This is a genomic window from Eubacterium callanderi, assembly GCF_900142645.1.
In the GTDB taxonomy this organism is placed as follows: domain Bacteria; phylum Bacillota; class Clostridia; order Eubacteriales; family Eubacteriaceae; genus Eubacterium; species Eubacterium callanderi.
The window spans coordinates 1-26,116 of record NZ_FRBP01000004.1 but is presented as its reverse complement, the minus strand read 5'-3'; the positions used below and the strand labels follow the sequence as shown (position 1 = coordinate 26,116).

The 26,116-nt window shown below is 45.6% G+C and carries 22 protein-coding genes and 8 tRNA genes; 11 read left to right on the top strand and 19 right to left on the bottom strand.

All coding sequences use genetic code 11. The annotated features are described in order from the left end of the window. Positions 1-13: 13 nt before the first annotated feature. Together BUC22_RS05770 and proC are read right to left on the bottom strand one after the other, a co-directional pair. The gene (locus BUC22_RS05770) at positions 14-2,635 is read right to left on the bottom strand and encodes a glycoside hydrolase family 3 C-terminal domain-containing protein (protein WP_013379340.1); all 2,622 of its coding nucleotides are present in this window, start codon (positions 2,633-2,635) and stop codon (positions 14-16) included. A gap of 19 nt (positions 2,636-2,654) precedes the next feature. Further along, positions 2,655-3,464, bottom strand: a complete 810-nt coding sequence (gene proC / locus BUC22_RS05765; protein ID WP_013379339.1) for a pyrroline-5-carboxylate reductase — start codon at positions 3,462-3,464, stop codon at positions 2,655-2,657. Between the two features lie 178 nt (positions 3,465-3,642). Here proC and BUC22_RS05760 point away from each other — a divergent pair, with 178 nt between their 5' ends. Genes BUC22_RS05760 through BUC22_RS05745 form a run of 4 tightly spaced genes read left to right on the top strand, consistent with a single transcriptional unit; the run spans position 3,643 to position 8,550 of the window. After that, on the top strand, positions 3,643-4,386 hold the full coding sequence (locus BUC22_RS05760; protein WP_013379338.1) for an ABC transporter ATP-binding protein: 744 nt from the start codon (positions 3,643-3,645) through the stop codon (positions 4,384-4,386). A gap of 9 nt (positions 4,387-4,395) precedes the next feature. Then, positions 4,396-6,357 (top strand): FtsX-like permease family protein, encoded by a 1,962-nt coding sequence (locus BUC22_RS05755; protein WP_013379337.1) that lies wholly within the window; start codon positions 4,396-4,398, stop codon positions 6,355-6,357. A gap of 38 nt (positions 6,358-6,395) precedes the next feature. Then, complete coding sequence (locus BUC22_RS05750; protein ID WP_013379336.1) at positions 6,396-7,958, top strand: sensor histidine kinase; 1,563 nt, start codon at positions 6,396-6,398, stop codon at positions 7,956-7,958. Then, the gene (locus tag BUC22_RS05745; protein ID WP_013379335.1) at positions 7,936-8,550 is read left to right on the top strand and encodes a response regulator transcription factor; all 615 of its coding nucleotides are present in this window, start codon (positions 7,936-7,938) and stop codon (positions 8,548-8,550) included. Before BUC22_RS05750 ends, BUC22_RS05745 begins: the two co-directional genes overlap by 23 nt. 35 nt (positions 8,551-8,585) lie before the next feature. Here BUC22_RS05745 and BUC22_RS22045 read toward each other — a convergent pair whose 3' ends face one another. From BUC22_RS22045 to BUC22_RS05730, 5 genes are read right to left on the bottom strand one after another with little or no spacing between them, the layout of a single operon-like run. Beyond that, complete coding sequence (locus BUC22_RS22045) at positions 8,586-8,732, bottom strand: hypothetical protein (RefSeq protein ID WP_013379334.1); 147 nt, start codon at positions 8,730-8,732, stop codon at positions 8,586-8,588. Positions 8,733-8,741: 9 nt separating this feature from the next. Beyond that, the gene (locus tag BUC22_RS05740; RefSeq protein ID WP_013379333.1) at positions 8,742-9,899 is read right to left on the bottom strand and encodes a uroporphyrinogen decarboxylase family protein; all 1,158 of its coding nucleotides are present in this window, start codon (positions 9,897-9,899) and stop codon (positions 8,742-8,744) included. A 25-nt stretch (positions 9,900-9,924) separates the two neighbouring features. Next, positions 9,925-11,301, bottom strand: coding sequence for an MFS transporter (locus tag BUC22_RS05735; RefSeq protein ID WP_013379332.1), 1,377 nt, complete (start codon positions 11,299-11,301; stop codon positions 9,925-9,927). A 29-nt stretch (positions 11,302-11,330) separates the two neighbouring features. Next, positions 11,331-11,477 carry a hypothetical protein gene (locus tag BUC22_RS22040; RefSeq protein ID WP_013379331.1) on the bottom strand — a complete coding sequence of 49 codons (147 nt, stop codon included), beginning with the start codon at positions 11,475-11,477 and terminating at the stop codon, positions 11,331-11,333. 10 nt (positions 11,478-11,487) lie between these two features. Then, positions 11,488-12,645, bottom strand: a complete 1,158-nt coding sequence (locus BUC22_RS05730; protein WP_013379330.1) for a uroporphyrinogen decarboxylase family protein — start codon at positions 12,643-12,645, stop codon at positions 11,488-11,490. A gap of 197 nt (positions 12,646-12,842) precedes the next feature. On the opposite strand from BUC22_RS05730, the gene BUC22_RS05725 reads away from it, so the two are divergent. The 3 genes from BUC22_RS05725 to BUC22_RS05715 are packed head-to-tail and all read left to right on the top strand — an operon-like array spanning position 12,843 to position 14,915. After that, positions 12,843-13,505, top strand: a complete 663-nt coding sequence (locus tag BUC22_RS05725) for a TetR/AcrR family transcriptional regulator (RefSeq protein ID WP_013379328.1) — start codon at positions 12,843-12,845, stop codon at positions 13,503-13,505. A 22-nt stretch (positions 13,506-13,527) separates the two neighbouring features. Beyond that, the gene (locus BUC22_RS05720; RefSeq protein WP_041689826.1) at positions 13,528-14,619 is read left to right on the top strand and encodes a 3'-5' exonuclease; all 1,092 of its coding nucleotides are present in this window, start codon (positions 13,528-13,530) and stop codon (positions 14,617-14,619) included. Between the two features lie 17 nt (positions 14,620-14,636). Further along, entirely contained in the window at positions 14,637-14,915 is a 279-nt protein-coding gene (locus tag BUC22_RS05715) for a hypothetical protein (protein WP_013379327.1), read from the top strand. 53 nt (positions 14,916-14,968) lie between these two features. On the opposite strand, the gene BUC22_RS05710 is transcribed toward BUC22_RS05715, so the two are convergent. After that, positions 14,969-15,862, bottom strand: a complete 894-nt coding sequence (locus BUC22_RS05710; RefSeq protein WP_013379326.1) for a ribokinase — start codon at positions 15,860-15,862, stop codon at positions 14,969-14,971. Between the two features lie 152 nt (positions 15,863-16,014). Between BUC22_RS05710 and BUC22_RS05705 the strand changes: the two genes are divergently transcribed. The 3 genes from BUC22_RS05705 (at position 16,015) to BUC22_RS05695 (ending at position 20,061) form a co-directional block, all read left to right on the top strand. After that, entirely contained in the window at positions 16,015-16,893 is an 879-nt protein-coding gene (locus BUC22_RS05705) for a putative ABC transporter permease (protein ID WP_013379325.1), read from the top strand. Between the two features lie 83 nt (positions 16,894-16,976). Then, complete coding sequence (locus BUC22_RS05700) at positions 16,977-19,166, top strand: DNA topoisomerase III (RefSeq protein WP_013379324.1); 2,190 nt, start codon at positions 16,977-16,979, stop codon at positions 19,164-19,166. 43 nt (positions 19,167-19,209) lie between these two features. Next, positions 19,210-20,061 carry an Mbeg1-like protein gene (locus BUC22_RS05695; RefSeq protein ID WP_013379323.1) on the top strand — a complete coding sequence of 284 codons (852 nt, stop codon included), beginning with the start codon at positions 19,210-19,212 and terminating at the stop codon, positions 20,059-20,061. A 91-nt stretch (positions 20,062-20,152) separates the two neighbouring features. Here the strand turns inward: BUC22_RS05695 and BUC22_RS05690 are convergent. From BUC22_RS05690 to fdhF, 5 genes are all read right to left on the bottom strand, one after another. Further along, a tRNA-Gly gene (locus BUC22_RS05690) sits at positions 20,153-20,227 on the bottom strand. Between the two features lie 237 nt (positions 20,228-20,464). After that, positions 20,465-20,549, bottom strand: a tRNA-Leu gene (locus tag BUC22_RS05685). 117 nt (positions 20,550-20,666) lie between these two features. Beyond that, positions 20,667-21,434, bottom strand: coding sequence for a formate dehydrogenase accessory sulfurtransferase FdhD (fdhD, locus tag BUC22_RS05680; RefSeq protein WP_013379310.1), 768 nt, complete (start codon positions 21,432-21,434; stop codon positions 20,667-20,669). After that, on the bottom strand, positions 21,373-22,038 hold the full coding sequence (locus BUC22_RS05675) for a molybdenum cofactor guanylyltransferase (RefSeq protein WP_013379309.1): 666 nt from the start codon (positions 22,036-22,038) through the stop codon (positions 21,373-21,375). The genes fdhD and BUC22_RS05675 overlap by 62 nt, the downstream gene beginning before the upstream one ends. 64 nt (positions 22,039-22,102) lie before the next feature. Then, positions 22,103-24,790, bottom strand: coding sequence for a formate dehydrogenase subunit alpha (gene fdhF / locus BUC22_RS05670; RefSeq protein ID WP_013379307.1), 2,688 nt, complete (start codon positions 24,788-24,790; stop codon positions 22,103-22,105). Between the two features lie 291 nt (positions 24,791-25,081). Here fdhF and BUC22_RS05665 point away from each other — a divergent pair, with 291 nt between their 5' ends. Next, positions 25,082-25,351: a hypothetical protein gene (locus BUC22_RS05665; RefSeq protein ID WP_013379306.1), complete on the top strand. Its 270-nt coding sequence runs from the start codon at positions 25,082-25,084 to the stop codon at positions 25,349-25,351. A 115-nt stretch (positions 25,352-25,466) separates the two neighbouring features. Here BUC22_RS05665 and BUC22_RS05660 read toward each other — a convergent pair. The 6 genes from BUC22_RS05660 to BUC22_RS05635 all read right to left on the bottom strand — a co-directional run bounded on the left by BUC22_RS05660 (position 25,467) and on the right by BUC22_RS05635 (position 26,101). Further along, positions 25,467-25,551: transfer RNA gene (locus tag BUC22_RS05660), tRNA-Tyr, on the bottom strand. Positions 25,552-25,561: 10 nt separating this feature from the next. After that, positions 25,562-25,637, bottom strand: a tRNA-Thr gene (locus BUC22_RS05655). A 47-nt stretch (positions 25,638-25,684) separates the two neighbouring features. After that, a tRNA-Lys gene (locus tag BUC22_RS05650) sits at positions 25,685-25,760 on the bottom strand. A 30-nt stretch (positions 25,761-25,790) separates the two neighbouring features. Further along, positions 25,791-25,867: transfer RNA gene (locus BUC22_RS05645), tRNA-Asp, on the bottom strand. A gap of 17 nt (positions 25,868-25,884) precedes the next feature. Further along, positions 25,885-25,959: transfer RNA gene (locus BUC22_RS05640), tRNA-Glu, on the bottom strand. 67 nt (positions 25,960-26,026) lie between these two features. Beyond that, a tRNA-Asn gene (locus tag BUC22_RS05635) sits at positions 26,027-26,101 on the bottom strand. Positions 26,102-26,116 lie beyond the last annotated feature (15 nt).

The following is a 26,116-nucleotide window of genomic DNA, read 5'->3' as shown; positions in this document are numbered from 1 at the left end:
AGTCAAGCAAAATTTATATTTCTTCTTTATTATCTTTTGGAATCAGCCTCAGCTCTTCGTCAATGGTTGTGAGCAGGCTGTAGGGGTAATACTCATCAGGGATCAGCTTCTGTACCTTGCGCATGGTGACCCCCATACTGATGATCATGTCCATAATTTCGCCATGCATATACTCGTCCGGGCAGTATTTCGCCAGAACAGCCCTTGTTTCAGGGTTCGCCATCAGGTCGCGGACAGGGCAGTCTACTGTGTAAAAGGCATTGTCCTCTTTTTTGCCAAAAATACCCTCCAGCATAGATTGGAACCAGTTCCTCTTTTCTTCCTTGTCCTCAAAAAGGCAGCGGATGTCAAATGTCTCGCTGTCATCCTCGCCGTTGACAAATTCCAGAATCCGGTCCACACTTTTATCGCTCAACAGCCCATTGGTAAAAGTGACAATTTTAGAAACCGGGGTGCCGTGCAGCATTGTCATAAAAAAGTTGTCCTCTGTATCAATGATTTTCCCTGTCACACTCTGAAACTGGGACATGATCACCTCGATCACCTGACGCCCCCTCGGGTTTGCCATGAAGTCATCCATATAGGAATGCCGCGTGAGTTTCGGAAGTGGCGGCGCAGGCAGCGCAACCTCCGCCTCAAGGCGGATATCCCGGCTCGATGCACCAATTAAAACCATATGCAGTCCTTCCTCCTGCGTCCAGGCGTTTCTGGTCGGGTTAAAATAAGTAAAGTCATCTTTAGAGAGCTCGAAGACAACCACCTTTTCCTCTCCAGGCTCCAGATCAATTTTAGTAAAGCCCCTCAGCTCCCGAATGGGACGCTGGACTTTTCCATCCGGCTTTCCAGTATACAGCTGAACCACTTCTTTTCCAGCGCGCTCTCCGATGTTTTTGACACGGCAACTGACCATCACGGTGCCATCATCCGCCGCTGAGGCCTTCATATCACTGTACTCAAAGGTGGTGTAGCTGAGTCCAAACCCAAAAGGATAGCGCACCGGCCGGTTCACATAATCATAATAACGGTATCCTACAAAAATACTCTCGCCATAGTTTACACTGTCCTCTGTTCCAGGAAAGTTGATGTAGGCAGGCGTGTCCTCCAGACGCATGGGAATGGTCTCCGCCAGCCGCCCCGATGGATTGACGCGGCCAAAAAGAATGTCTGAAACGGCAGCGCCTACGGCCTGACCGCCCAGCCAGGCTTCCAGAACGGCCTTTGGCTGATCTTCAAATTCCAGGTCAACCACACCGCCGTTGAATAATACAACGATGGTGTTGGGCTGTTCCTCACAGACACGCTGGATCATTTCCAGCTGGTTTTCGGGCAGCTTAATGGTGGTGCGGTCATAGCCTTCGGATTCCAGCTTGTCTGGCAATCCGGCGAATACCACTGCCACATCAGCCTTTCCGGCCGTTTCCACAGCCTCTCTTACGATTCTTTTGTGTTTTTCATCAGAGCTGTCGGAATAACCCTGGGCGGTCAGCAGCTTCACCCCGTCCGCTGTCTCAGCGGCAATGGCGTCATAGGGCGCCTCGATCCGGTAAGGATTGATCTTCGAACTTCCTGAGCCCTGGTATCTGGGGTCAAAGGCCATTTTTCCGATAACAGCAATGGTCTTTAGTTTTTCCTTGTCTAAGGGCAGCAGACTGTCTTCATTTTTGAGCAAAACCATACTCTCAGCCGCAACGCGGCGCGCCAGCAGGTGCTGCTCATTGATGTCCACAGGCTCTGGCGTGCCGGCTGCCTGGCGGTTTTCCTCTGCCTCAAGGGCAAAGGCAATGAGCCGCTCCGCCATTTCATTGAGCCTTGTCTTTTTAAGTTTTCCTTCCTTGATGGCGTCGAATATTTTGTGATCATTGACGCCGCCGCTTCCCGGCATTTCAAGGTCAAGCCCGGCCTTCACACCCTTTACCCGGTCATAAACAGCCCCCCAGTCTGTCATCACAATCCCCTCAAAGCCCCACTCATTTCTCAAAATTTCTGTCAGAAAATGCTTGCTCTGGGATAAAAATTCGCCGTTTACACTGTTGTAGGAGCACATAACTGCCATTGGCCCGGCTTCCTTAACCGCAATCTCAAATCCCTTTAGATAGATTTCACGCAGGGCCCGTTCGTCAATAAGTGCATTGACAGTCATCCGTCGTGTTTCCTGATTATTCCCAAGAAAATGCTTTAAGGTCGCGCCGATGTGTTCCTTTCTGGCGCCCTCAACAAAAGCCTTGGCCAGATGGCCGGACAGGTAGGGGTCCTCCGAATAATATTCAAAATTCCGGCCACACAGAGGCGAACGCTTAATGTTCAGCCCAGGGCCCAAAATCAGGTCGACGCCTGCCGTGCGGGCTTCCCGGGCAATGGCGGACGCCATCTCCTTGATCAGCGATTCGTCAAAGCTGCAGGCCGCAAGAGTCGCCGGAGGAAAACAGGTCGCTGGGAGACTGTCACCCACGCCAATTTTCCCCTCCTCCTTTTCGGCCTCAACCCGCAGGCCGTGAGGGCCGTCTGACATCACCACTTTGGGAATTCCAAGCGCCTCATAGGATTTGGTCTCCCAGTTATTTTCACCTGAACAGAGTGAGGTCATCTGCTCCAAATTCAGTTTTCTTCTCAATTTAGTAATTAAAGAAGAATCCATGCTCAAAACCTCTTTTCATTTATTTCTTCAATAAGCTGATGGACTTAAGTGCGCACGCGTCAACCGCTGAGATCACTGCTTTCCGGAAGCCGGAAGCCTCCAATGCCCGCACTGCCTCGATGGTCGTGCCGCCGGGTGTGCAGATCTGGTCCTTTAAAACTGCCGGATGCTCTCCTGTTTCCAGCACCAGCTTCGCCGCGCCATATACCGACTGGGCGGCCAGACGGTAAGCCTGGTCCCTGGGGAACCCGTGCAGCACTCCGCCGTCAGCCATGGCTTCGATCAGAAGCATGGTGTAGGCTGGTGCGGAGCTCGCGATGGAGGGCACCACATTCATCAGCTTTTCGCTTATGATCTCAACCCTGCCAAAGCTTTTGAATATGGTCATAACCGCTTCAATATCCTGCTCTGTCATCAAATCATCCGGACAAACCGTCGAGTCCGATTCACCGACAAAAGCAGGTGTACTTGGCTGAGTCCGGATCACCTTAGTATCCTTACCCAAAATATCCTTAACATCACTGAATTCCACACCCACTGCAATGACAATCACAATCACATCTTTTTTGGTATGGCCGGCAATCTCGCGCAGAACATCGGCATAGACAAAGGGCTTAACCGCCAGCACTAGGTAATCCGCTTCACTGGCGACACCGATATTTGATTCGGCCGTCCGAATGCCAAATTTTTCAGCCACCTTCCGGCGCTGTGCCTCCGATGGGTCGTAGGCGATAATTTGCGCCCCTGTAAAGAGACCGCTGCTCACCACACCGCCAATCATGGCCTGAGCCATATTGCCGCATCCAATAAAACCAATTGTATCTTTCATTTTAATCCTCCGTCCGTTCAATTATTTTTAAATTGTAAACCTCAAAACTCAATTACACCTTTATTTTAAACCTCTTTCACCCTTTATACAAACAAATTATGCGCTTTTTACTCACTCATTATTTTACGGCCCTCTGTATAATAAGAGCAAGCTTAATAAAAACAAGGAGAATAAAATCATGTCTGTTTTACTGAATGCGCAAAATCTGACCAAATATTATGAAAAAAACCAGCGTCCAGCTCTGGATCATGTCTCATTTAAAGTATCCTCCGGTGAGTTTGTGGGGATTATGGGCGCCTCTGGCTCTGGGAAAACCACCCTGCTCAATGTCCTGTCCACCATTGATTCCCCCACCGAGGGGAGCATCACCCTCGGCGGGATTGATATACAAGGGCTCAGCGGCAATGCCGCAGCCGATTTCCGGCGGGACCGCCTTGGCTTTATCTTTCAGGAATATTTTCTGCTCGACAGCCTGACCGTTCAGGAAAACATCGCCGTACCGCTTACGCTGATTGGCGCTCCATCCCACAAAATTGACACAATGGTTCAAAAGCTGGCAGAACGTTTTGGCATCGCTTCCCTTTTAGGCAAATACCCCGCCCAGCTTTCCGGAGGACAGCGCCAGAGGACCGCTGCGGCAAGAGCCCTGATAAAAAGCCCCGACATCCTCTTTGCCGACGAACCCACAGGCGCACTGGATTCCGCCTCAGCAGCTGCCCTCCTGAAAAAGCTCAGCGAAGTAAATGAAGCGCTCAAAACCACCATCCTCATGGTGACCCATGACGCCTATGCCGCCAGCTTTGCAAGCCGTATCCTCATTTTTAAGGATGGACACATCACCAAAGCGCTGCACCGAAAAGAGGAGACCTCTTCCCATTTCTATCATCAGATTCTAAACGCTGTCTCAAACTTAGATCAATAGGAGGCTTTTATGAAACTCTTTGACCTTGCCTGTAAAAACCTTAAGAAAAATTATCGCTTCTACCTGCTGTATTTTCTTTCTGTTACCCTTGTTCTCGCGGTTTACAGCTGCTTTAAGGCTTTTTCCATGAATACTTTAGTCATGGAGAAAATATCTGAGGACGGACGGGTTGAGACAATGACCAGTGTGGTCTCTGTGCTCCTCATGGCTTTTGTCCTGTTCTATATGGCTTATTCCAACAGCTTCTTCACAAAACGGCGAATGGAAGAGCTGGGTATTTACGCCCTGCTCGGCTTTCGAAAAACAAAAATAATGAGGCTTCTCTTTTTTGAAAACCTTCTGATCATTTCTGTTGCCCTGTTTTCAGGCTTGATCATCGGCAGCTTTTTTCATAAAGGCGTGGTTCTTCTGCTGGCCGTTTTTCTGAAATTAAAAATTAATCTGTCCGAAGTGCCGCTTTTTAATCCAGCTGCACTTTCTCAAACAATCCTGTTTGTCGCGGCCGCTTTAATTTTTCTTCTCCTGTCCAATGGCTTTTTTTTAAAAAAGGCCAGTATCCTGTCCATGGTAAGGCTTGAAAAGAAAAGTGAAAAGCCCTTAAAACCGCACCCTGCTTCGGCTGTTCTTGGACTAGCATTCCTGGCTTCTGGCTACTGCCTGGCTTTTAATATTACCGCAGGTACCCGCTCCCTCTGGGTCAGTGTTGGATTTCTGCCCATGGCCGGGCTGACCTTTCTTCTGGTCACCGCTGGAACTGTTCTTTTTATCCGCTCCTTTCTGCCCTTTGGCGTCCAGAGCATCCGCAGACATAAAAAACTGTTTTACAGACCGGATACCATCGTGGTTTTACCAAAATTTGTCCACCGTATCCGCAGCAACGCGCGAATGCTGATCCTGCTCACCCTCCTCTCTGCCGCAACCCTTGGTATCCTCGGCTCTACGCTCTGCACCTACTCCTTTTCGGAGCAGGGTCTTTCCAGAATCACCCCCGCTGCCCTTGAGTTTCCAGGCGATGATCCGGAAAGAACGCAGGAGGCCCTCAGCCTTATCCAGCGCCATCACCCTGCGCAGGATTATCAGGTCATTGAAACCAGCCTGCTGATCGCTGCCTCCGACTCACCTGAGCTTCCCGATTTTGAGTATACCAGGAAAAACAATGGCCCGCATTTTGCCATTATGAGCGAGACCGACTACCACCAGAGGATGTCCGCCATGAAAAAAGCCTCCGCACCGTCTCTCGCGCAAAATGAAGCGGTCCTCGTGCGCTATCTGAGCGGCAGCAGCCTGTCTGCCGGAACCGCCTATGACCTCGCATTGCCAGACGGAACATCGCAGCGTGTACATATCGCAGAAACCACTCTGGACAACGCTACCGGCTTTGCCAACGAAGGCGTTGGAACGCTGGTTATTTCAGACGCCCTCTATTCCTCACTAGTGCAATCGGGCCTTGAAACGGCCTCAGTGGTCAGTATCTTTGGGGACAGTCTGTCAGAGGACTCCACCACAGCCGAAGCCCTCTTACCACTTTTCGAGGATGACTACCGTTTTGCCAGCGCCTGCCTTAAGCGGGATGAATTTCTGATTGCCAGCAGTCCAAATCTGCTCTTAACCGCCTTTGGCGCGTTCATATTTTTTATTGCCATGGGCTGTATCCTCTATTTCAAAAGCGTCTCGGATACCAGCTATGACATAAAGGATTTTGAGATTTTAAAAAAGCTGGGCTGTCAAAATAAAGCCCTGCACCGCATCATTGCAAAACAGAACCTGATCCTTTTCAGCATTCCCTGTATTCTCGGCGGCCTGCACAGCTTTTTTGCCCTGCAGTGCTACAATGCCCTCATGCCTCAAATCATCAGCAGCACTGCTCTGCTGCCGCCTTTTATGCTGTCCTACGCTTTGTATCTTCTCGTTTTCGCACTGTACTATATCATCACGCAATACGCCTGCTGCCATATCGCCGACAGAGCCTGATTATGCTATAATAAAACTATCACAAAAAGGAGAACGCCATGAAAAGACAATATCTTCACTCTCTGCTGCTGCTTATCCTCCATCAATTGCTCCTGACTGTCTTTTTGTGCTGCGAATTTTGGCTTCACCTGGATTTCAAAGCTGAAGCGGTGATGCCGCTGTCGGTCATTTTACTGACAGACTCTGGCGCAGCTTTTATCCAGCTCCAGAACTACCGCTCCAATTCCTTTTTAAAACATTACACCCTGGTGTTGGTCTTTGTGTCCTGGTGCATGCTCTTTCTGCGGCTGGAGATCCCGGTTTTTTCGGGGCTTGGCCTCCTGCTCTACGCACTCCTGCCTCTGGTGCTCTCCCGCTTTTTCCTGAGCTTTATTTTCCAGGCATCTGGCTACTCAGGCAAGAAGCCTATTTTATACCTTCAGCTGACACTCACACTGCTGACACTGGTGAGCTTTCCCAGTTCTTACCTGTTTAATCTGCTTCTGGGTGTTCAGTGGCTGGTAAGCATTTCCTCCTTTGGCGTAATCCTTCTGGCCAATAAAAAAAGAAGCCTGTACTTTTTCAGACAGGAAGGGCGCAGCCTGCTGATTTCTCTGCTGCTGATTCTCCTTCCTGCTGTTCTGTACAGCCTCGTCTTCCGGTACAACCCTGTCTTTCTGTCCAACAATGGTCTTTACGTTCTCATCGGGCTGCCGCTAGTCAGCGTTCACAGAATTTTAAAAAACAGCCTGCAAAATACCTCCGAAAGTGGTCGTCCAGCAGTCTCTTTCCTTTTATCGCCCATTGCTCTTTTCGGTGCGGCTGTTTTATCGGCGCTTGGCTGGTTCCTTGCCTTGCCTGTTATTGCAATTTTTATTTTGCTGCACACGGCACTTTGGTTTATTCTGCTTTGCTATTTTGGTGCGACTTATCAAGCGCTCCGGCTTTCGGCTAATAAGAGTAATACTCTCTACAGCGATCCCCTCACCTGGCTTAACCGTGAGGAAGGTCTGAAAAAAGAGTTCTCAAACTACCTTCACGATGCCGTTCTGCAGGATCTTCTGTCGGTGAAAAACCTGGCAGCAAAGGCAGACCGCCCCGAGATCAGAACCTTGATCATCAGTACCTTAAATCGGCTGAACACTTCCATCCGTGATGAAATGCAGGCCTGTTCACCTGCGCTTTTAAGTTCAATGACGCTGAGGGAAAATTTTGAAAAGCTGCTGGAGGGCATCGCGGAAACCTATCCCTTAAAAAAAGTTCAGGTTCGCCTGGACTGCCCCGATGATCTCTTCCTCATCGAGCCCTATAACCGCATCGTTTTCCGTTTAATAAAAGAGCTGGCAAATAACGCCTTTAAGCATTCCAACGCGTCAGAAATCAGGGTCTGCCTGTCTGTGGAGGACCGTTGTGTTCTTCTGTCTGTCCTCGACAATGGAACAGGCTTCACAACCCTGCCTTCCGATCTTTTCAAGCATAAGGGCCTTGCATCTGTTTTGGAAACCCTCACAGCAGCCGGAGGTGCTCTGAATATTACGCCCAATGAGCCTTCCGGGCTTTGTGCTTCTGTAGCCCTCCCCATGAAAGGAGATACTTCTTATGAACATTTTATTGATCGATGACCACGCTCTTTTTGCCAAAAGCCTTGAAATTGTTTTGGCGGATATGCCTGAAATCGAGAGCTTCACGACACTCCAGAACCCATCAGAGGCTGCCGCGCACATTCGCCGGCTTCATCCGGATATCCTTCTCCTCGACATCAATCTCGACACAGTCAGTGATGTAGACGGCATTGCGCTTGCTTCTGGGCTTAAAAAAGAATTCCCCGGCCTGAAGCTTGTCTTCCTGACCGGTTACGACCTCCCGGTTTACCGCCATGCCGCCGAAAAGCTGGAAGCCTGTGGTTTTTTAAACAAAAATCTTGATCCTGACAGACTGCTTGAAAGCCTGATCCAGATTAACAAAGGCGTCCCTGTCTTTCCCAGGGCAAATGAATATATCGAAGAACTGACCGCAACAGAAACGAAAATTTTACAGCTATTATCAGAGGGGTATAAGCGCAAAGCCATCGCTGAGATACTTTTTTCAAGTGAGCGCACAATTTCAAACCATATTCAGCATATTTTTGACAAGCTCGATGTCTCCTCCTCGCTTGAGGCTGTGACAAAGGGCATAAAATTAGGCTATATCCGTCCTTTCTACCATAAAAAATAAGCCCGTCCCACAATGGGGGCAGGCTTATTTTCATTTCACATTAGCATAAACATTGCAAAGCTGAACATCTGCTCCTCCAGCGCCTGGAAGGTGTCCTCCGCCATGGGAATATCTTCTTCCGCAATGCCATACTTTTCCATATTTTCGTCTAAATTATTGTAATACTCTGATTTAATCTCCATTCCTGCCTCCTAATAAACCGCGTATTCTTTCACAAAACGCAGCAGTGCCTGATATTTATCAATTTCCACATCGCTGACTCTGAGAATGGATTTATCCAGGCTGAAGATATAGCGCCCTCCAGGTGCCAAAATGTCAATGATTTCTTTTGCCTTGTCCTGAATCTCATTCAGTGTTCCTGTCTTCAGCATTGCCAGCGGATAGAAGCCAGTAAGTATGAACTTGTCTCCCAGTTTTTCCTTAAAGACCTTCGGATCTCCAAACTCAGCCATCAGCTGGCATCCTGCGGGCAGCTCACGAATATAATCAAGAAAGCGTGTGAAGTCATGCTCGAGGAAAATCGAGACGTTCGTATTTGTTTTTACCAGCTCCTCCACCAGCTTTTTAAAGGTCGGCCAATAAAAGCGTTCAAAATCCTTTTCCTTCATATAAGGCGCCATGTGCAGCGGAATCATACAGCCCCCTGCCTTTTTCGGCGTTCCCTTGGCGCCAGTCTTGATCATCAACGGCAGAATCGCTTCGCAGGCAGCCTCCACTTTGTCCGGCACACGCCGGATATCCATCATCATGCCCGTGAAGGATCTCAGCAGGTCAGCGATAAAATCAAAGGGAGCGTCGGTCTGGGCAAAGGCTCCTCCAAGATTTGACTTCCCATATTTCAGGCACAGCTCATTTTTAGAGGCCCCAATCTGCCCCATGGTGCTGTAAAAGGTATGGAAGCCCTTTGCCAGCGCTGCCGAGGACAAGGGCCAAGGCTTATCCAGCTCAGTATACAGTCTTGGGATAACGCTGTCCCATAAAAATTGATAGGGCTCCGCGATCAGAACGTCGTATTCTTTGGGTTCCATGGCCGCAATCTCAGGGTGCTGTAGAAAACCATCTGTCCCCATCACAAAATGCTTTGCCCCCAAAATTTTATAAAAGTGGGCAAAACGGACGGCTGTTACGCCGAGATTATCGCTCTCAAAGTCCTGCGCTGCTTTTTCCATGGCGTCGATCAGGTATTTTATATCATACTGCTGTGTCTTAAGATCATAACCGGCGTATTCCAAGGCCGCCGCGCCATCCATGTTCAGGTTGATGGGCACGCGCTTTGGTATTTTACCTGCGCGCACATCCATATAAAGCTGATTTCGTTCCTCTGTCATTTTATGTAAATTATTCTCCATTTGTCTCCCTCTGTTCCACCCGAACTTAATTTTTCCGGTTCATCATCTCTTCACGCATTTCTGGCAGTTCTTTTTCATTGATATTGTAGAAAAACAAAAATACAACGCCAACAAGGAGTAATCCTGCCGGCAGCAGCATCGAGATCATGTTAATGCCGCTCACCACCTGGGCTGTTGGTTCAACCCCGGCCTGAAAGCCGGTTGATGCCAGCCCGAAGGCAGCGATGCTGGTTGAAAAGACAGCTGCAACCTTAATGGACAGCTGGAATACGCTAAAGATTGCTGCTCTGGCGTTTTTACCGGTTCTATACTCACCAAAGTCAACAATGTCTGCGTACATGGCTGTATTCACAACATTCCCAAGGGAATAACCCAGGTACCCGATGGACGCCAGAATCGTAACCAGTGTGGGATTTCCGCTGTTTAAAAACATCAGTACAAAACATACCGCCATCACAGCGTTGCCGCACATATAGGTCGTTCTCTTGCTGAGCTTTTTAGTGATAAATGGAACCAGCGTCGCCCCGATGAACAAAAGAATATTAACAGAACCAAAGAATACAGCAACCTTGGCCGGATCGTTGACCACATATTTAAAAAAGTATGGGAACATCGAAAATACCAAAAGGCTTGCTAGAATCCGGGTAACGTCGGTCAGGAAAAGCAGCAGCAGCGGCCGTGTTGTCACAATCTGTTTGAGCATATCCTTCACGGAAGGCCCATTATTTTTAGTGTCCTTAATTTCTTCCTTACTGCTCATAACTTTGCGGTCTTTAGTTGCAAAGAAAAGAGTCAGATAGGTAAAGACGATCATCAGGCCCACGAAAACAGCTGTCACCAGGAATCCCTGCTCGGTATAAGCGTTCGCGCCGCCAAAGAAATAAATCATTGGAATCAGCGTCCAGCCGGCAATAATTTTACCAATGGCAGCCCCCTGGCCACGGAAGGTGGAAAGCTGCACCTTTTCCTTGGGATCATCGGTTAGGGATGAGTTCATGGAGGTATAGCCAATGTAGGCCACATTCGTTGAAATACAGAAAACCGCATATACAATGGCTCCTACTGCAATCAATGCCGCCTGCGGCAAAAAGCTCAGATTAACAAATAAAATCGCGTTGGTGATAAATATACATATCGCACCGATAAACAGCCACGACCGGTACTTGCCCCAGGGCAGATGGCTTTTTTCGATAAACGGCCCTAAAATCGGAACACTGATGGTGTCTATAATCCGCCCTACAGTCATGATGATCCCTGCCGTTACCGCCGAAATACCAGCTACATCGGTAAAAAAGATCAACAGATAGGAATTTGACAGAGTTACCATCATCTGGAATCCAACATCTGCAAAGCCATAGGAAAATTTTACAAAATTCCCCAGTTTTCCTCTTGTATCATTCATTATTTTTTCTCCCTCTCTACCGTATCTTTTCATATCAAAAGCTTGATGATAAATCCGAACAGTTTTTCCTGCGTTGCCTGCCAGTATGGCTCCAGATAAACATTTTCCTCATAATCCAGACCGTTGGCCTCACAGTATTCTTCCCAGCTCGCCAGATAGTTTACTTCCTGATTCATGATTGACCTCCTAATATTTTCCGTATTCTTCCACAAATTCGTACAATGCCTTAACATTTTCAGGTGTTCCGTCATTGGGGTATGTAATGCCTTTGGAAACCGTGAAAATATAGCCTCCGCCGGGTGCCAGAATATCCATTTGCTTTTTGGCCTCATCGATAACCGCCTGCCTTGTTCCATACTGCAGAAGCGATACATCGTAACCGCCGGTAATACACATCACCTTTCCAAGCTTGTCCTTAGCCAGCTGATGATCCATGTATTCAAAAACACCAAGGATACGGCCCTTTGGCAAATCCTGCAGATAGTCGTAGTAACGCGTCCAATCCCCCTCAAAATAAATGCGCATGTATTGTCCTCTTGCCGCCATCCGTTCCACCAGCTCTTTAAAGCTTGGCCACCAGAGTTTTGCAAAGTCCTTTTCCCGCATAAATACAGGCATATGGAGCGGCATACTCACCAGCTTGCCCGGTACTGCCGGGAGCTGCGCTGCCAGCCGGTCCATCAAGGGCATCACCGCTTCCGCTGCTGCTGCCACCTTCTCAGGCTGTCTCCGAATGTCCATGGTTATGGCAGAGAACCCGCGGATCATATCGGCGATATAATCCATCGGTGCCTCGACAAGTCCTCCACCGGTCAAAGGAAGGCCATATTTCTGGCTCACCCGGGCTGCTTCCATCAAAATCGGCGTATTCATATCATTCTGAATACTCATGGCCCGTACCAGCGAAACGCTGCTGCTGCCATTGGCCGGGTCTAAAGCCTTGTAAACTCTAGGCAGTATCCTGTCGACAATACACTTAAAAGGATCTGCAATCAATTCGTCGTATTCCTCTGTTTTCATACAGCATACTTCAGGGTGCTGCATGATGCCTGTTTTCCCTTCATTAAAGCTCTGTGATTGTAATGATTTGTAAAACAAAGGATTTCTTGAAAATAAAAACGGCGCTGTATCTGTTGCAAAATCCCGGGCCAGCTTTTCCATGGCCTCACCCATGATTTTAGGATCGACTGTCGAACCCTTAATCGGATATCCAGCGTAATCAATGGCCCAGTATTCACCAAACCTTGTTTCATGGGGCACCCTGTCTGGCTGCTCAAGACTAACCGCCTGAATGTAGCGCTTTTCTCTCTCTTCACACAACTTCATAACGTTCGCATCACTCATAATTTCCCCTCCCTATTTTTGAATATAAAATTTTATATTCAATTTTATATTCAATATAATATACTCCGACCGTTTTTTTGTCAAGTATTTTATCTTAAATTTATTTTTTTTACAAAATAACATTTTCATCCTTTAAATCGTGCGGTTTGTAAACAATTATGTTATAATAATTAAAATAGTTTAAAATCGAGGATACTATGGCACAATATAAAAATGGCATTGAAACAAAGAAGAAAATTTTACAAACTTCAAGGGAGCTTTTTTATAGATATGGCTACCGCCAGACGACCATTGCGATGATCGCTGAAAAGGCCGATATTCCAGTCGGACTGGTTAATTACTATTATAAAAAAGAAGCACTGGTTGGCAGTATTTACCACGAATTTATACTCGCGATCAACGAAATGGTTGATGATCAGCTTGCAGCACAGCTGGAAAACCATCTTCAAAAGCATATTTTGTTCAATCATATTTTTTATATTAAAATTTTTGAAGATCCAGCAAATAAAAGCCTCTACGAACTCCTTCTCACCAAAGATCTGGTTTTAAAGGAAACACACCAGTTTGTGCGTGAATCCATGATGGCCGTTATTTCAGAGTTTGACTTGCACATCCAAAAGGAAGTGTTTCAAAAGCTGATGATCGCTGAGTATGGGGCAAGGAAATATCTTCTGAAAGACTGCTTTGAAACCTTGGATCCTGTAAAATCAAAGGATTTTATCAACTTCCTGGCAACCATAACCGTACGGCTTGCAGGTATTGACACAAATATTATTGAAAAGAATTTAATAAAAGCGGACAGACTTCTCAAACTTCTCGATACCTCTGACATCTGCTTTTTAATTAAAAAAGACTGCTAATTGATATTTAAGGACATTTATCATGAAATCTATGCTATGCCAATTTAAAAAAGTTCAGACAAAACCTCTTCCTCATATTCTCAAAGTTATGAACATCAGCGAAAAAAAGCTTTTTGAACTTTTTGAAATGTGGATTAATCAGGGAAATATCACCCCTGTTCATCCGGTTTTTAAAGAGCTCAAAAAAAGGCGCGATGCCGAAATTAAAAGAAAACGTCAGGAAAAACAGGAGCTTGAGCTTTTAAAGTACAAAGAGCTCCGCCAAAGAAAATATTCAAATAAGCAAATCGCAAAAGAAATGCATTATCCTTATGACAAGCTCAATTCCTTTCTGAAAAAATGGTATAATACGCTCAGGCGACAAGGTTTAAGCAATGAGGCTATCGCTAAAGAGCTGAACGCCAGCAAAAATGAGCTGACCCCCATTATTCTTGCCTATGAAGAGCGCCAGCGAATGCATGAAGAAATGCGCAGACGCCGCATCGCGGAAAACAAACGCTATGCCAAGACTCATCTCAAACGTATCCGCGAGGATCTGAAAGGGCCCTCCGAGTACTTTATTTTTGATACCGAGGCAGTCCAGTGCCCGGATGAGCTTATCGAGATTGCCGTCATCGACTGCAAGGGTACCACTGTGTATAACAGCCTGGTAAAGCCCAGCCACAAAATCAACTGGCGTATCAGCTCACTTACCGGCATTACCAATCAGATGGTCATGGACAAGCCTTCCATCCATCAGGTAATGCGTGATCTGCATGATCTGATCGCCGGAAAAACACTGATGTCTTGGGGCATTGACTATGATTCTGTACTGCTGAGAAAATCCATTGATTCCACAGGCATCGATCTGAACTGCAAATTCTGCTGTGCACAAAAAATTCATATGGGGTTGGTGGAAGACATCAACCAGATTGCTCTCCAAAGGGCCGCGGACTGTGATATGCAGAACCACCGGGCTCTGGATGACTGCAAACTCGTGCTGGATGTGCTCAGAAAGGATATTGAGATGATTGACAATAAGTCCGCTGGTTTCAAACAGCGGACACCTGCTGAAAACAACGGCGGCAATACGATCTTTATCCCGCGGTCAGAGCCGCTTGCCGCTACACCCTAAAAGAAAGGAACCGACTCATGGACAACACAGAAAAGCTGACCTATGCTTATCCCGCTGTTTTTACACTTAAAAGTGAAGATAGTATTACCTTTGGTTTTCCGGATCTCGGCGTTGAAGGCATTCCTATAAAAGCGGCCGACCTTCCAAAGGCTTTCGATATTGCCGCCGAAGTTCTTGGAAAATGGATAAACGAATGTTTTATTTTGGAAAAACCGCTGCCTGAGCCCACAACTCTAGAAAACCTGAATTTAACCCCGGATCAGAAGGGGCTGTGGATTGAAATTGTAGAAGCATAAAAAAGACCCATCAATGGGTCTTTTTTGTTATCTTATAATCGGTATAAGTCGTTTCAGCGTATACCTGCTTTCGTATCCACCTCTTCTTTCAAAGGGATTGACGGCGCAGCACCCATTCGGGTAATACAAATGGATGAGGCAGTCGCCGCTCTGTAAATTGCCTCTTCATCACTCATTCCCGCTTCAATTCCAGCCAGATAGTAACCAGTAAACGTATCTCCCGCGCCCGTCGTATCCACCACTTTTTCGCATTCCACCACGGGCTGGAAAAAACTTTTATATGAATCCGCAAACATTGCCCCTTCACTTCCAAGAGTTAAAACAATTTTTGCTTTTGGGAAACGTTTAAGTAGCCCTGAGAGGATTTTATCGGGCTCTTTTTCTCCCGTCAGTGCCGCTCCCTCAATCTCATTGAGCAGAAAAATATCCACCAGCTCCAGCGGCAGATTCAGGCAGTCATTATCCATCGGAGATGGATTCAATGCAATTCTGGCCCTCTTCTCTTTTGCCGTCCGCATCATTTCCGCAATAGCACTTGTCTCGTTTTGGAACAGAACCAGATCACCCTCATGAAGTGTTTTTCCAACCTTCTCAACATAAGCACTGTCCGGCATGCCATTGGTTCCCCGATACAAGATAATACAATTCTCGCCATGCTCATCCACCTGAATAACCGCATGTCCGTTTGTCTCCGCAACCCTCTGAAGCAGCCCTGTCCCTACTCCGCTCGCTTCCATAATATCGACCAGAAATTGAGCGTCCTCGCTCCCGGCGAATCCCGCATGACGTACCTCAGCCCCGGCGTGCGCCAAAGCGACAGACTGGTTAAGCCCCTTTCCTCCTGGAAAAACCGAACGCTCCTTTGAGGATAGCGTCTCACCCGGACGTACGATTTTTTCCATGGAATAGACATAATCAATATTTAAAGAGCCAAAATTCACGATCATCTTTTTCATCTCCTTTTTTCTTCATTATAACCGGTCACACTTAAAATTCCCAGTATTTTATTCTTGAGTAAATCTTGAAAAACTGTTAATGTTAGCCATTATAAAATTATGGTATAATACTAGGGAATAACTTTTATAGAAAGGAAAACCGAATGTACTATAACTTATGCCTGCTTTTCACATACTTTTTTCTTTACGCCGTTATCGGATGGTGCTGCGAAGTTGTATTCTGCTCTATTCCAAAGAAAAAGTTTATTAACAGAGGTTTTTTAAATGGCCCATACTGCCCGATATATGGGGTTGGCGCAATCATCATTGTTTCTATTTTAGGACCATACATTAACGACCCTGTCAGCGTATTTTTCGTAGGTGTCGTCTCGACCTCTGTACTGGAATACATTACGAGCTGGGCCATGGAAAAGCTGTTCCACGCAAAATGGTGGGACTACTCAAATCGTAAATTTAACATCAATGGCCGTGTCTGTCTCAGAAACTCATTGCTTTTCGGTGTGATGGCACTTACTCTGATGTATCTTGTCCACCCGTTTGTGGAGCGTATCATCTCACGTTTTTCACCCTTTTGGCTTGAAGTCCTGGCGACCTCTCTTGCCGTGCTTATGATTGCCGATCTGGTTACCTCTACATTGGAAACCCTCAACTTTAAGAACAAGCTTAACCGCGTATCTGAGCTGGCAACCAGTGTCACTGATGACCTTAAGGAAAAGGGCGTGGAGACAAAGGGACAGCTCACCCAAAAGATTACAGACGTCCGAAATGCACAACATGAGCTTCTCGAAACAGCCAAAGACGATGTTCAGAAGCATGTTGATGAGTTTACGGGCCGACTATCTGAAAAGGCCGCCTTCCGCCGCTATTCACACAGCCGCATCATCAATGCTTTCCCAAGTATGATTTCCAGGGATGATCCCGATTCTCTGAATCTGTACCGTGAGGCAATGCTGCACACGAAAAAAATCCGAAAGCTGCACAAAAAAGCGAAAAAACAGGCTAAAAAGTCTCAGGAAAAATAATTTGAATAATGTTATAATAAAAGCGGACCCTTTTGGTCCGCTTTTATTATTTTATACATTTATTAATACAGAAAGGACTTTTTATGTCACAAAACAAAACCCTTGTTCTCGCAGAAAAACCTTCTGTTGGAAAAGATATTGCCCGTGTCCTGAAATGCAAAAATGGACAAAATGGTTATCTCGAAAACGACCGCTACATTGTCACCTGGGCTCTTGGCCATCTCGTATCACTGGCCGATCCCGAGGCCTATGGCGAAAAATATCAAAACTGGAATATGGAATCCCTTCCCATGCTGCCGGAGCACATGAAGCTCACTGTTTTAAAGGGCAGTGGAAAGCAGTATAAAATTGTTTCCTCCCTCCTGGGCCGCTCCGAGGTTAAAGATATTGTCATCGCGACCGATGCCGGTCGTGAAGGTGAGCTTGTTGCCCGATGGATTCTGGATAAGGCACACTGCCATAAACCAATCAGACGCCTGTGGATCTCCTCCGTAACGGATAAAGCTATCTCAGAGGGCTTTAAAAATTTAAAACCCGGCACTGAATTCAATAATCTCTACCGCGCCGCACAATGCCGAGCCGAGGGCGACTGGCTGGTTGGGCTTAATATTACAAGAGCGCTGACCGTTAAATACAATGCCCAGCTTTCTGCTGGCCGTGTTCAGTCCGCAACGCTTAACATGATCGTCGAACGCGAAGAAGCCATTAAAAATTTCAAACCAAAGCCTTATTACAATATCCTGGCTAAAACACCACAATTCACACTCACCTGGCAGGGCCAGCATGGAAAGAACATCAATTCAAAAGAAACTGCAGAAAAAATACTTCAGAAGATGAAGGGCAAATCCGCTGTTATCAAGGATATCAGCAAAAAGCCAAAGAAAAGCACATCCCCAGGCCTTTATGATTTGACCGAGCTTCAAAGAGACGCTAACCGCCTTTTTGGCATGAGTCCGAAAGAAACCCTGAATATCATGCAGCGCCTTTATGAAAGCCATAAAATTTTAACCTATCCCCGCACCGATTCAAAATACCTGACACAGGACATTGTGCCAACGCTCTCGGAGAGGCTCAAAACAATTTCCATCGGTCCTTATAAAGCGGCTGTCAGCGAGATCCTCAAGCTCGGCATCCATACAAACAAAAGCTTTGTTGATGACAGGAAAGTTTCCGACCATCATGCGATCATTCCCACCGAACAGCGCGTGATACTGGCAAACCTCAGCACCGATGAGCGAAAAATTTATGACCTGGTCATCAAGCGCTTTCTCAGTGTTTTTCTGCCCCCCTATGAATATTTGCAGACAACAGTCACAGCTGATATTGCCGGAGAAGCGCTGACTGCAAAAGGGCGTGAAATTATAACACTTGGTTATAAAAAAGTCTATGAAAATCAATCCGAGGAGGACGACGATGAGGATAACGAAGACCAGCAATTGCCTTCACTGAAAAAAGGGAACGCTCTTGCTGTCTCCCAGATTTCTCTAAAAGAACTCGAAACAAAGCCTCCGGCGCGTTTTACAGAAGCTACGCTGCTGTCCGCCATGGAAAATCCTCAAAAAGTAGTGAAGGTTGACGCTAAAGCTGCCAAAACCCTTGGTGAAACCGGCGGTATCGGAACCGTTGCCACCAGAGCCGACATCATTGAAAAGTTATATAAGATGTTTGTTATTGAAAAAAAGGGAAACTCCCTTTATCCCACCTCAAAGGGAAAACAGCTCATCGACCTGGTTCCTGCTGATTTAAAATCGCCGCTCATGACCGCAAAGTGGGAACGCCAGCTGGAATTGATCAGCAAAGGGAAAAGCGATCCTGAGGCCTTTATCGCGGACATTAAAACCTACACCACTGAACTGGTCAATGATGTTAAAAACAGTAACGAAAAATTTGTTCACGACAATAAAAGCGGACAAAAATGTCCGGAATGCGGGAAAAATCTGCTTGAAGTTAAGGGCAAATACGGTATGATGCTCGTGTGCCAGGACAGAACCTGCGGCTATCGAGAAAATGTGAGCAAAAACACGAATGTCCGCTGTCCCGAATGTCACGTTAAACTGGAAATACGCGGCAAAGGCGACGGTGCTCTTTATTTCTGCAAGCGCTGCGGGTTCAGAGAAAAGGTTTCTAGCTTTAACAAAAAACATTTTGACGGCAACCGGAAAAACAGTAAACGCGAAGCTCAGAATTATATGCGCAAAATGAAAAAAGAAAATCAGGAAGCTGTCAACAATCCTTTTGCAGAAGCCCTGGCAAAGCTAAAGGAATCAGAATAGTTTTTAAGGCTTTCTGACACTTATCAGAAAGGAGATGCCTCTTATGCTTTGTCACAGCCAATTGAATCTTTTAAGCCAGCTGACAGCCCTCCCTCTTCCAGTCCATCCAGAGGACCTGCCCATCCCTGTTTCTGAGATGGTGGCTGTTCACCGCCGCCATTATCCAAAACTGGCAGGCGACGCAGCCATGACCTCCAAAGAGTGGCGCCATTCTCTGGAGCTTATTCAGGAAGACAGTGCTCTGATGTCACTCCAGATTCTCAGACAGGCCGATGAACCCCGAACTGGGCTTTATGGTCTCTGTTTTACCTCAGATTCGCCTGAAACAGGCATTATCACCTTCAGGGGAACCGTTGGCCTTGGTGGATGGATTGATAACTATAAAGGCGCTTTTTCCGCAGAAACAGACCAACAGAAAAATGCTTTCCGCTTCTATGAAGACTGCAAGGAAGAATTTGGCTTTTCAAATTTTGATTTAGCAGGCCATTCTAAAGGCGGCAATGATGCGCAGTATATCACTATTCTAAACGGCGAGTGCATCAATCAATGCGTCAGTTTTAACAGCCCTGGTTTCTCGGCTGATTTTATCGGCAAATATTATCGGCAAATTCAAAAAAACAGGAATAAGATCACTGCCTATGAAGGCGCCTATGATATCGTCAATATATTGCTGACCAGTATTGCCGGAAAGCGGCTGGTCATTGAAACCGGCTCAAAAACACCTAAAAATAATCATAAGCCTAATCATATTCTTGATACGCTTGGACATATCGGCCTTCCGGGGAAACGACATCCCCTTTACAGCAGCATCCAGAGCATTACCGTTGCCATGACCTTTGCTGTCTTTCAGGCCAAAAGAAATTTAAGACGTAAAAACAAAAAAGATCCTGCATAGAGCAGGATTTTTTTATTACTTTGATTAGCAAGATCATATTAGCGCAAATAAAAAAACAGCCAAAGCTGCTACAAAATGCCAAAAAATAAAATGGAGCGGAAGACGAGATTTGAACTCGCGACCCTCGCCTTGGCAAGGCGATGCTCTACCACTGAGCCACTTCCGCATAGAATTATTATTTTGTTTTACGTACCACATCTCCGGCTTTTGAAAGCATCCCGGACTAAGCGATTCACACCAAATCGAAGATTTGGGTTCTCTGCTTATACCACTGGCTACTTCCGCTTAACTTCGCTTGAATAATTTTCATCAGCGAACATATATTATTATAATTGCTTCCCTTTATTTTGTCAAGCACTTTTTTAACTTTTTTCATATAAATGTGTTTGTTTTATATTAAAAGTGGTGCGGATGAAGGGAGTCGAACCCCCACATCATTAGATACTAGATCCTAAGTCTAGCGCGTCTGCCAATTCCGCCACATCCGCACAATGCAGCGTTACTCAGACGAGCAAAGCATCTGTATGTAACGTGCTCAATTATAATAACAAATGACGCCACCAGTGTCAAGATTTTTTTAACCTTTTTCTGCTGATTTTTTACATTCAGGCGTATAAATTCAAGCGCTCTCCCCTTACAAATCCCATCAGGGTCACTCCATGCTTTCTAGCCAGCTGAACACTTCCATTTGTGGGCGCAGAAATGGATAAAACACAGCGGATACCATTTTGGATAATCCAGGTCATTACCTCGCTTGGAATTCTGCCAGTTGTTAAAAGCATTTTGTTTTCAGGCGTAATCCGGTTCAGCAAAATACCGCCAAACAGCTTATTATAGGTATTGTAACGGCTGACGTCATCGTAAAACAGTACGGCCTCACCCTTTTCGTAGAGCCCAATGCTGTGCACTCCGCCAGTTTTTACAAAAAGCTCCGACTTCTGGCTGAAGCCTTCCATCATTTCAAAAAGGCCCTTTTCGGTCAACCCGTATCGTCTCAATACTGTTTGAAAATCCGCCTCGAAAGGGTAGGTCTTTTTTTCTTCATTCCTTGTGAGAATACTCTCCTCAGACAGTTCGAAAAAATCTTTTATTTTTGATGTCTTCTCATGGCTGTCAATATAAACAACCGCTCCTGTCTTTACAGTGCTTCGCTCTATTTCTATTTTATTTACCTGCTGAATATCTTTTATAAGGCCTTTCAGGTAAAAAAAGCCGACGCCCAACTCTTTTAAATCTTGGGGCGTACTCATCAATGAGATCATTTTCTGTCCATTAAGGTATAAGGTGACCGGATACTCCTCAACCATTGGGTCAAAGATCCTTTTGGCGCCTCTCGGCGTGATTTTTACAATTTCTTCCAGCTTCACTGACATCGCCAACTCCTTTTAAGTGCTTTGTTAAATCGCCAGGGGTGTTTAAATTACAAAAAAGGCTCCAATCCGGGGTGTAAGCCCGGGCATCCTTCTCTGCTATATAATAGATATTTTCCCGGCTTAAATAATGAAAAACGCTCTTTCTTCCACTTTTTAAAAAATACTCTGCTGATGGCAGCAAGTCCCTTGAATAAAAGGCATTGAAGGGCTCAATCCACTCTTTATAACGTGTGACACAGCCTTTTTTATCAGGATTTTCTTCTAAAAGTGTCATCATATGCCGAATAAAAACTAAATCATAATTAGGCATATCACAGGCTGTAATATAAACATAGTCTGACTGGCTGTAAAGCAAAGCGGTATAAATTCCTGTCAAGGATGCTGAAATATCTAAAATATCCGGATATACGCCTGTAATTCCATGAATACCAACAATCTCATCCTCACTGCAGCCAACAATGATTATTTCATCAAACAAGACGGCCAGCTGGTCAATGATGGATTGCAGCAGGGCTTTACCTGAAATAACCAGGTTTTTTTTATCTTTTCCCATTCTGGTGCTTTTTCCACCAACCAGGATGGCTGCTGTTTTATACTTTTTCATTGTCTTTCTCCCAGAATATGAAAACACTCCCTCCACCACCAACCATGATGAAGGGAGCCCACATTTATTTTGCTTCTTCTAAAAAGACTTTACAAACCTTAAACGGTGGAATTTTAGCGATTGGATCGACCTTACCACCAGTCAGACAATTGGCACCCTTGTCACCATAATGGAATGGCATAAACAGGGTGTTTTCCTGAATTCCTTTATTATAGACTGCTTTTGCAGTTACAGAGCCTCTTGGTGATGTTACCTGAATAAACTGGCCTTCTGAAAAGCCGTTTTCTTCAGCTGTTTTGGGATTAATTTCGAAGAAAGGATCTCCTACGATCTCCTGTATCCCCGCTGTTCTTTTAGTCATCGTGCGGGTATGATAATGCTGCAGAATACGTCCAGTCATCAGAATCATCGGATAGGTTTCATCGGGCTGATCTTCCGGCGCAATATAGTGCGCAACATTAAACATGCCCTTTCCGCGTGTAAACTGGCCTTTATGCAGGAATTTAGTACCTTCCGATTCTTTGTCAGGACATGGCCACTGAATGCGGTCGCCGCGTTCCAGACGCTCGTGTGACACACCGGCGTAGCTCGGAGTGACCGATGCGATTTCATCCATAATTTCGGCTGAGCTGCTGAAATTAAAGCCTTCAGCGCCCATACGCTGTGCAAGCTCACAGATGATTCGCCAGTCCTCTTTTGCCACGCCAGGCGCCTTCACGGCTTTTCTAAGCAATTGTATCCGGCGTTCGGTATTGGTGAATGTGCCGTCTTTTTCAGCATAAACCATTGCTGGGAGAACAACATCTGCATATTCTGACGTTTCAGTCAGGAAAATATCCTGGAGTACGATAAAGTTTGCCTTTTCAAAGGCTTCCTTAACATGATTTGTGTTGGGATCAGAAACCAGCGGATTCTCACCCATGATATATAAAAACTTCACGATGTTTTTATCCACATCATCAACAATTTCCGTAATCGTATGGCCTGCATTTGTCGGCAGCTCTGTTCCCCATGCCTGTTCAAATTTGGCAAGAACATCTGGGTTATTCGTCTTCTGATAGCCCGTAAAATCGCCTGGAAGTGCACCCATATCACAGGCTCCCTGAACGTTATTCTGACCACGAAGCGGGTTAACACCACAGCCTTCACGTCCAATCTTGCCAGTCATCATTGCCAGATTAGCGGTACTCATAACGCCATCGGTTCCGGTAGCGTGCTGGGTCACCCCCATTGAATAGAAGATGCCGCCTTTATCCTTAGTCGCATATAAACGTGCTGCCTTGCGCATTTCTTCGGGATCTACACCACATATCTCAGCGCATTCTTCTACTGTAATTGTATTTAAATATTCTTCAAGCGTATCGAAATTTTCAGTCCGCTCGTTAATAAAATCACGGTCTTCCAGATGTTCATCCAGAATTGCTTTCATCAAACCATTAAACAAAGCAACGTTGGTGCCTGGTTTGATCTGAAGATAAACATCGGCATATTTTGCCAGTTCAATTTTACGTGGTTCCGCCACGATCAGCGCCGCGCCTTTCTGTACGCGCTGCTTGATCTTAGCACCAATGACCGGATGCGTCTCGGTGGTATTTGAACCACTGACGAGAATAACATCCATCACGTCAACTTCTTCGATACTGTTTGTCATGGCACCGCTGCCAAAGGATTTAGCCAGCCCAGCAACGGTAGAGGCATGACAAAGTCGCGCACAATGGTCAACATTGTTCGTCTTACCAACTGATCGAATAAATTTCTGGAATAAATAGTTCTCTTCATTGGTACAGCGGGCTGACGAAAAACCTGCAACAGCCTGCGGGCCTTCTGAAATCGCTTCTTTCAGCTTCTGAGTAATCAGATCATAAGCTTCTTCCCAGGTTGCTTCTTCCAAAACGCCATTTTTTCGAATAAGCGGCGTTTTCAGACGATCCTCACTGGCCACAAAGTCATGGGCAAAGCGCCCCTTAACACAAAGAAGATTATTGTTAACATTGCCCGGAACACTCATGACATCTGTAATCTTGTTATCCCGAACCTTTAATTTCAAAGTACAGCCTACGCCGCAATAAGGGCAAATTGTTTCTACCGTGTCGGTATAAGGCAGCGGCATGAACTTTTTCGGCGCCAGTGCACCTGTAGGGCATTCAGCAATACAATTCCCACAGTTTACACAGTTTGAGTTTTTATCGCCGCGCAGCATATCGAAAACTGGATTAATATTTGTTTCGTAACCACGGTCGCATTTTGCTAAAACATGATTGCACTGAAGGTGTTCACAAACCTTAACGCAACGATTACATAAAATACATTTGTTGGGATCATAAGTATAAAAAGGACTTGAATCATCGATTGGCTGACCTTTTTCCAAGGACTGGCCAAAGCTTTTCACTTCGTCATACTCGATACAATTTCCATTAAGATCAACAAAACGGCAGGTGCCAAATTTGTAGCAGGTAAAGCAATCAAATGTATGATCTGAGAAAAGCATTTTTAAGACAAAGCGGCGCGCTTTACGAACAACCGCATTATTCGTATAGACGACCATCCCTTCGCCTACCGGTGTTGAACAAGCGGTCTCCAGTCTTCTGGCTCCCACTACTTCAACAAGGCACATCCTGCAGCTTCCTTCAGGATCAAAGCCTTTAAAATAGCACAAAGTCGGGATATCAATCCCTACTTCTTTAGCGGCGTTAAGGATCGTAGTGCCCTCGGGAACGCTCACTTTCTGATTGTCAATTGTTAAATTTACCATTTCAAACATCTCCTAATATAATCTACCAAAATTACATTGTAATCCTTATTATAGTATCTCATTTTTCACATTTTTGTCAATCACCCGAAGGGAAATTTACTTACATTTCCCGGATTTTGTTATTTTCTTAAATCTTCGGGTATAATTTCATATAAAGATAAAGAAGAGGCTTTATTTAAGCCGCCTATTTTGATTAGTAGTAAATTTTTGACATCTTGTGGACAAGATCTCAAAGTTATCGTATAATCAAAATAGGTCACGTAATCGATGAAAGGATTAAAGGTGGTTACTATGTTAAATGATATTTCAAAAACCTTACTGAAAAAGATGGAATCTGCAAATTATTCAGATGATGGTATTGCTACAGTTTCACTGGAAGAATTCACAAATGTTGATGAAGCTAAGGCTGCTGTTTTGGAAATCGAAAAATTACCCGAGTATTCTGAGCACAAATTAGACCTGAATGAAGGAACAATGATTCTTTCTGTTTACAACCCAAAAGAAGATATCAATGGTTTTGTCACAAGACATCCAAATAGAACAGCCTGTGGCGGTAGATAACTATATTATGAACCTTGGGACCTCTCTTAATTGAGAGGTCTTTTCTAATCAACCCGTATCGTAACGATACGGGTTGATTTTTTGCAATAAAAAAACGATCCAACGATCGTCATAATGGTGGGGAGAGATGGATTCGAACCATCGTAGACTCCGTCAACGGATTTACAGTCCGCCCCCTTTAGCCACTCGGGCATCTCCCCAAAATAAAAATGGAGCTGATGATAGGACTTGAACCTACAACCTGCTGATTACAAATCAGCTGCTCTGCCAATTGAGCCACATCAGCTTAATGATAAACTTATTGAATTATAAAACCTAAAACAAATAAAAAAATGGTGACCCATGGGCGACTTGAACGCCCGACACCCTGATTAAAAGTCAGATGCTCTACCAACTGAGCTAATGGGTCACATAAAATGGTAATATTAAAATAAAAAAATGGCGACCTGGAAGAGACTCGAACTCTCGACCTCCAGCGTGACAGGCTGGCATTCTAACCAACTGAACTACCAGGCCGCATGACGTTATAAAAATGGTGACCCCTGGGGGATTCGAACCCCCGTAACCGCCGTGAAAGGGCGGTGTCTTAACCGCTTGACCAAGGGGCCAAATTACTTTGGCTTAAAAAGACGGATATGGAAAGTTTCTGCTTCTCCATATCCGTTTGTCTTTAAATGGCTCCCCAGGTAGGATTCGAACCTACAGCCTATCGGTTAACAGCCGAGTGCTCCACCGTTGAGCTACTGAGGATTATTTAAGACCCCG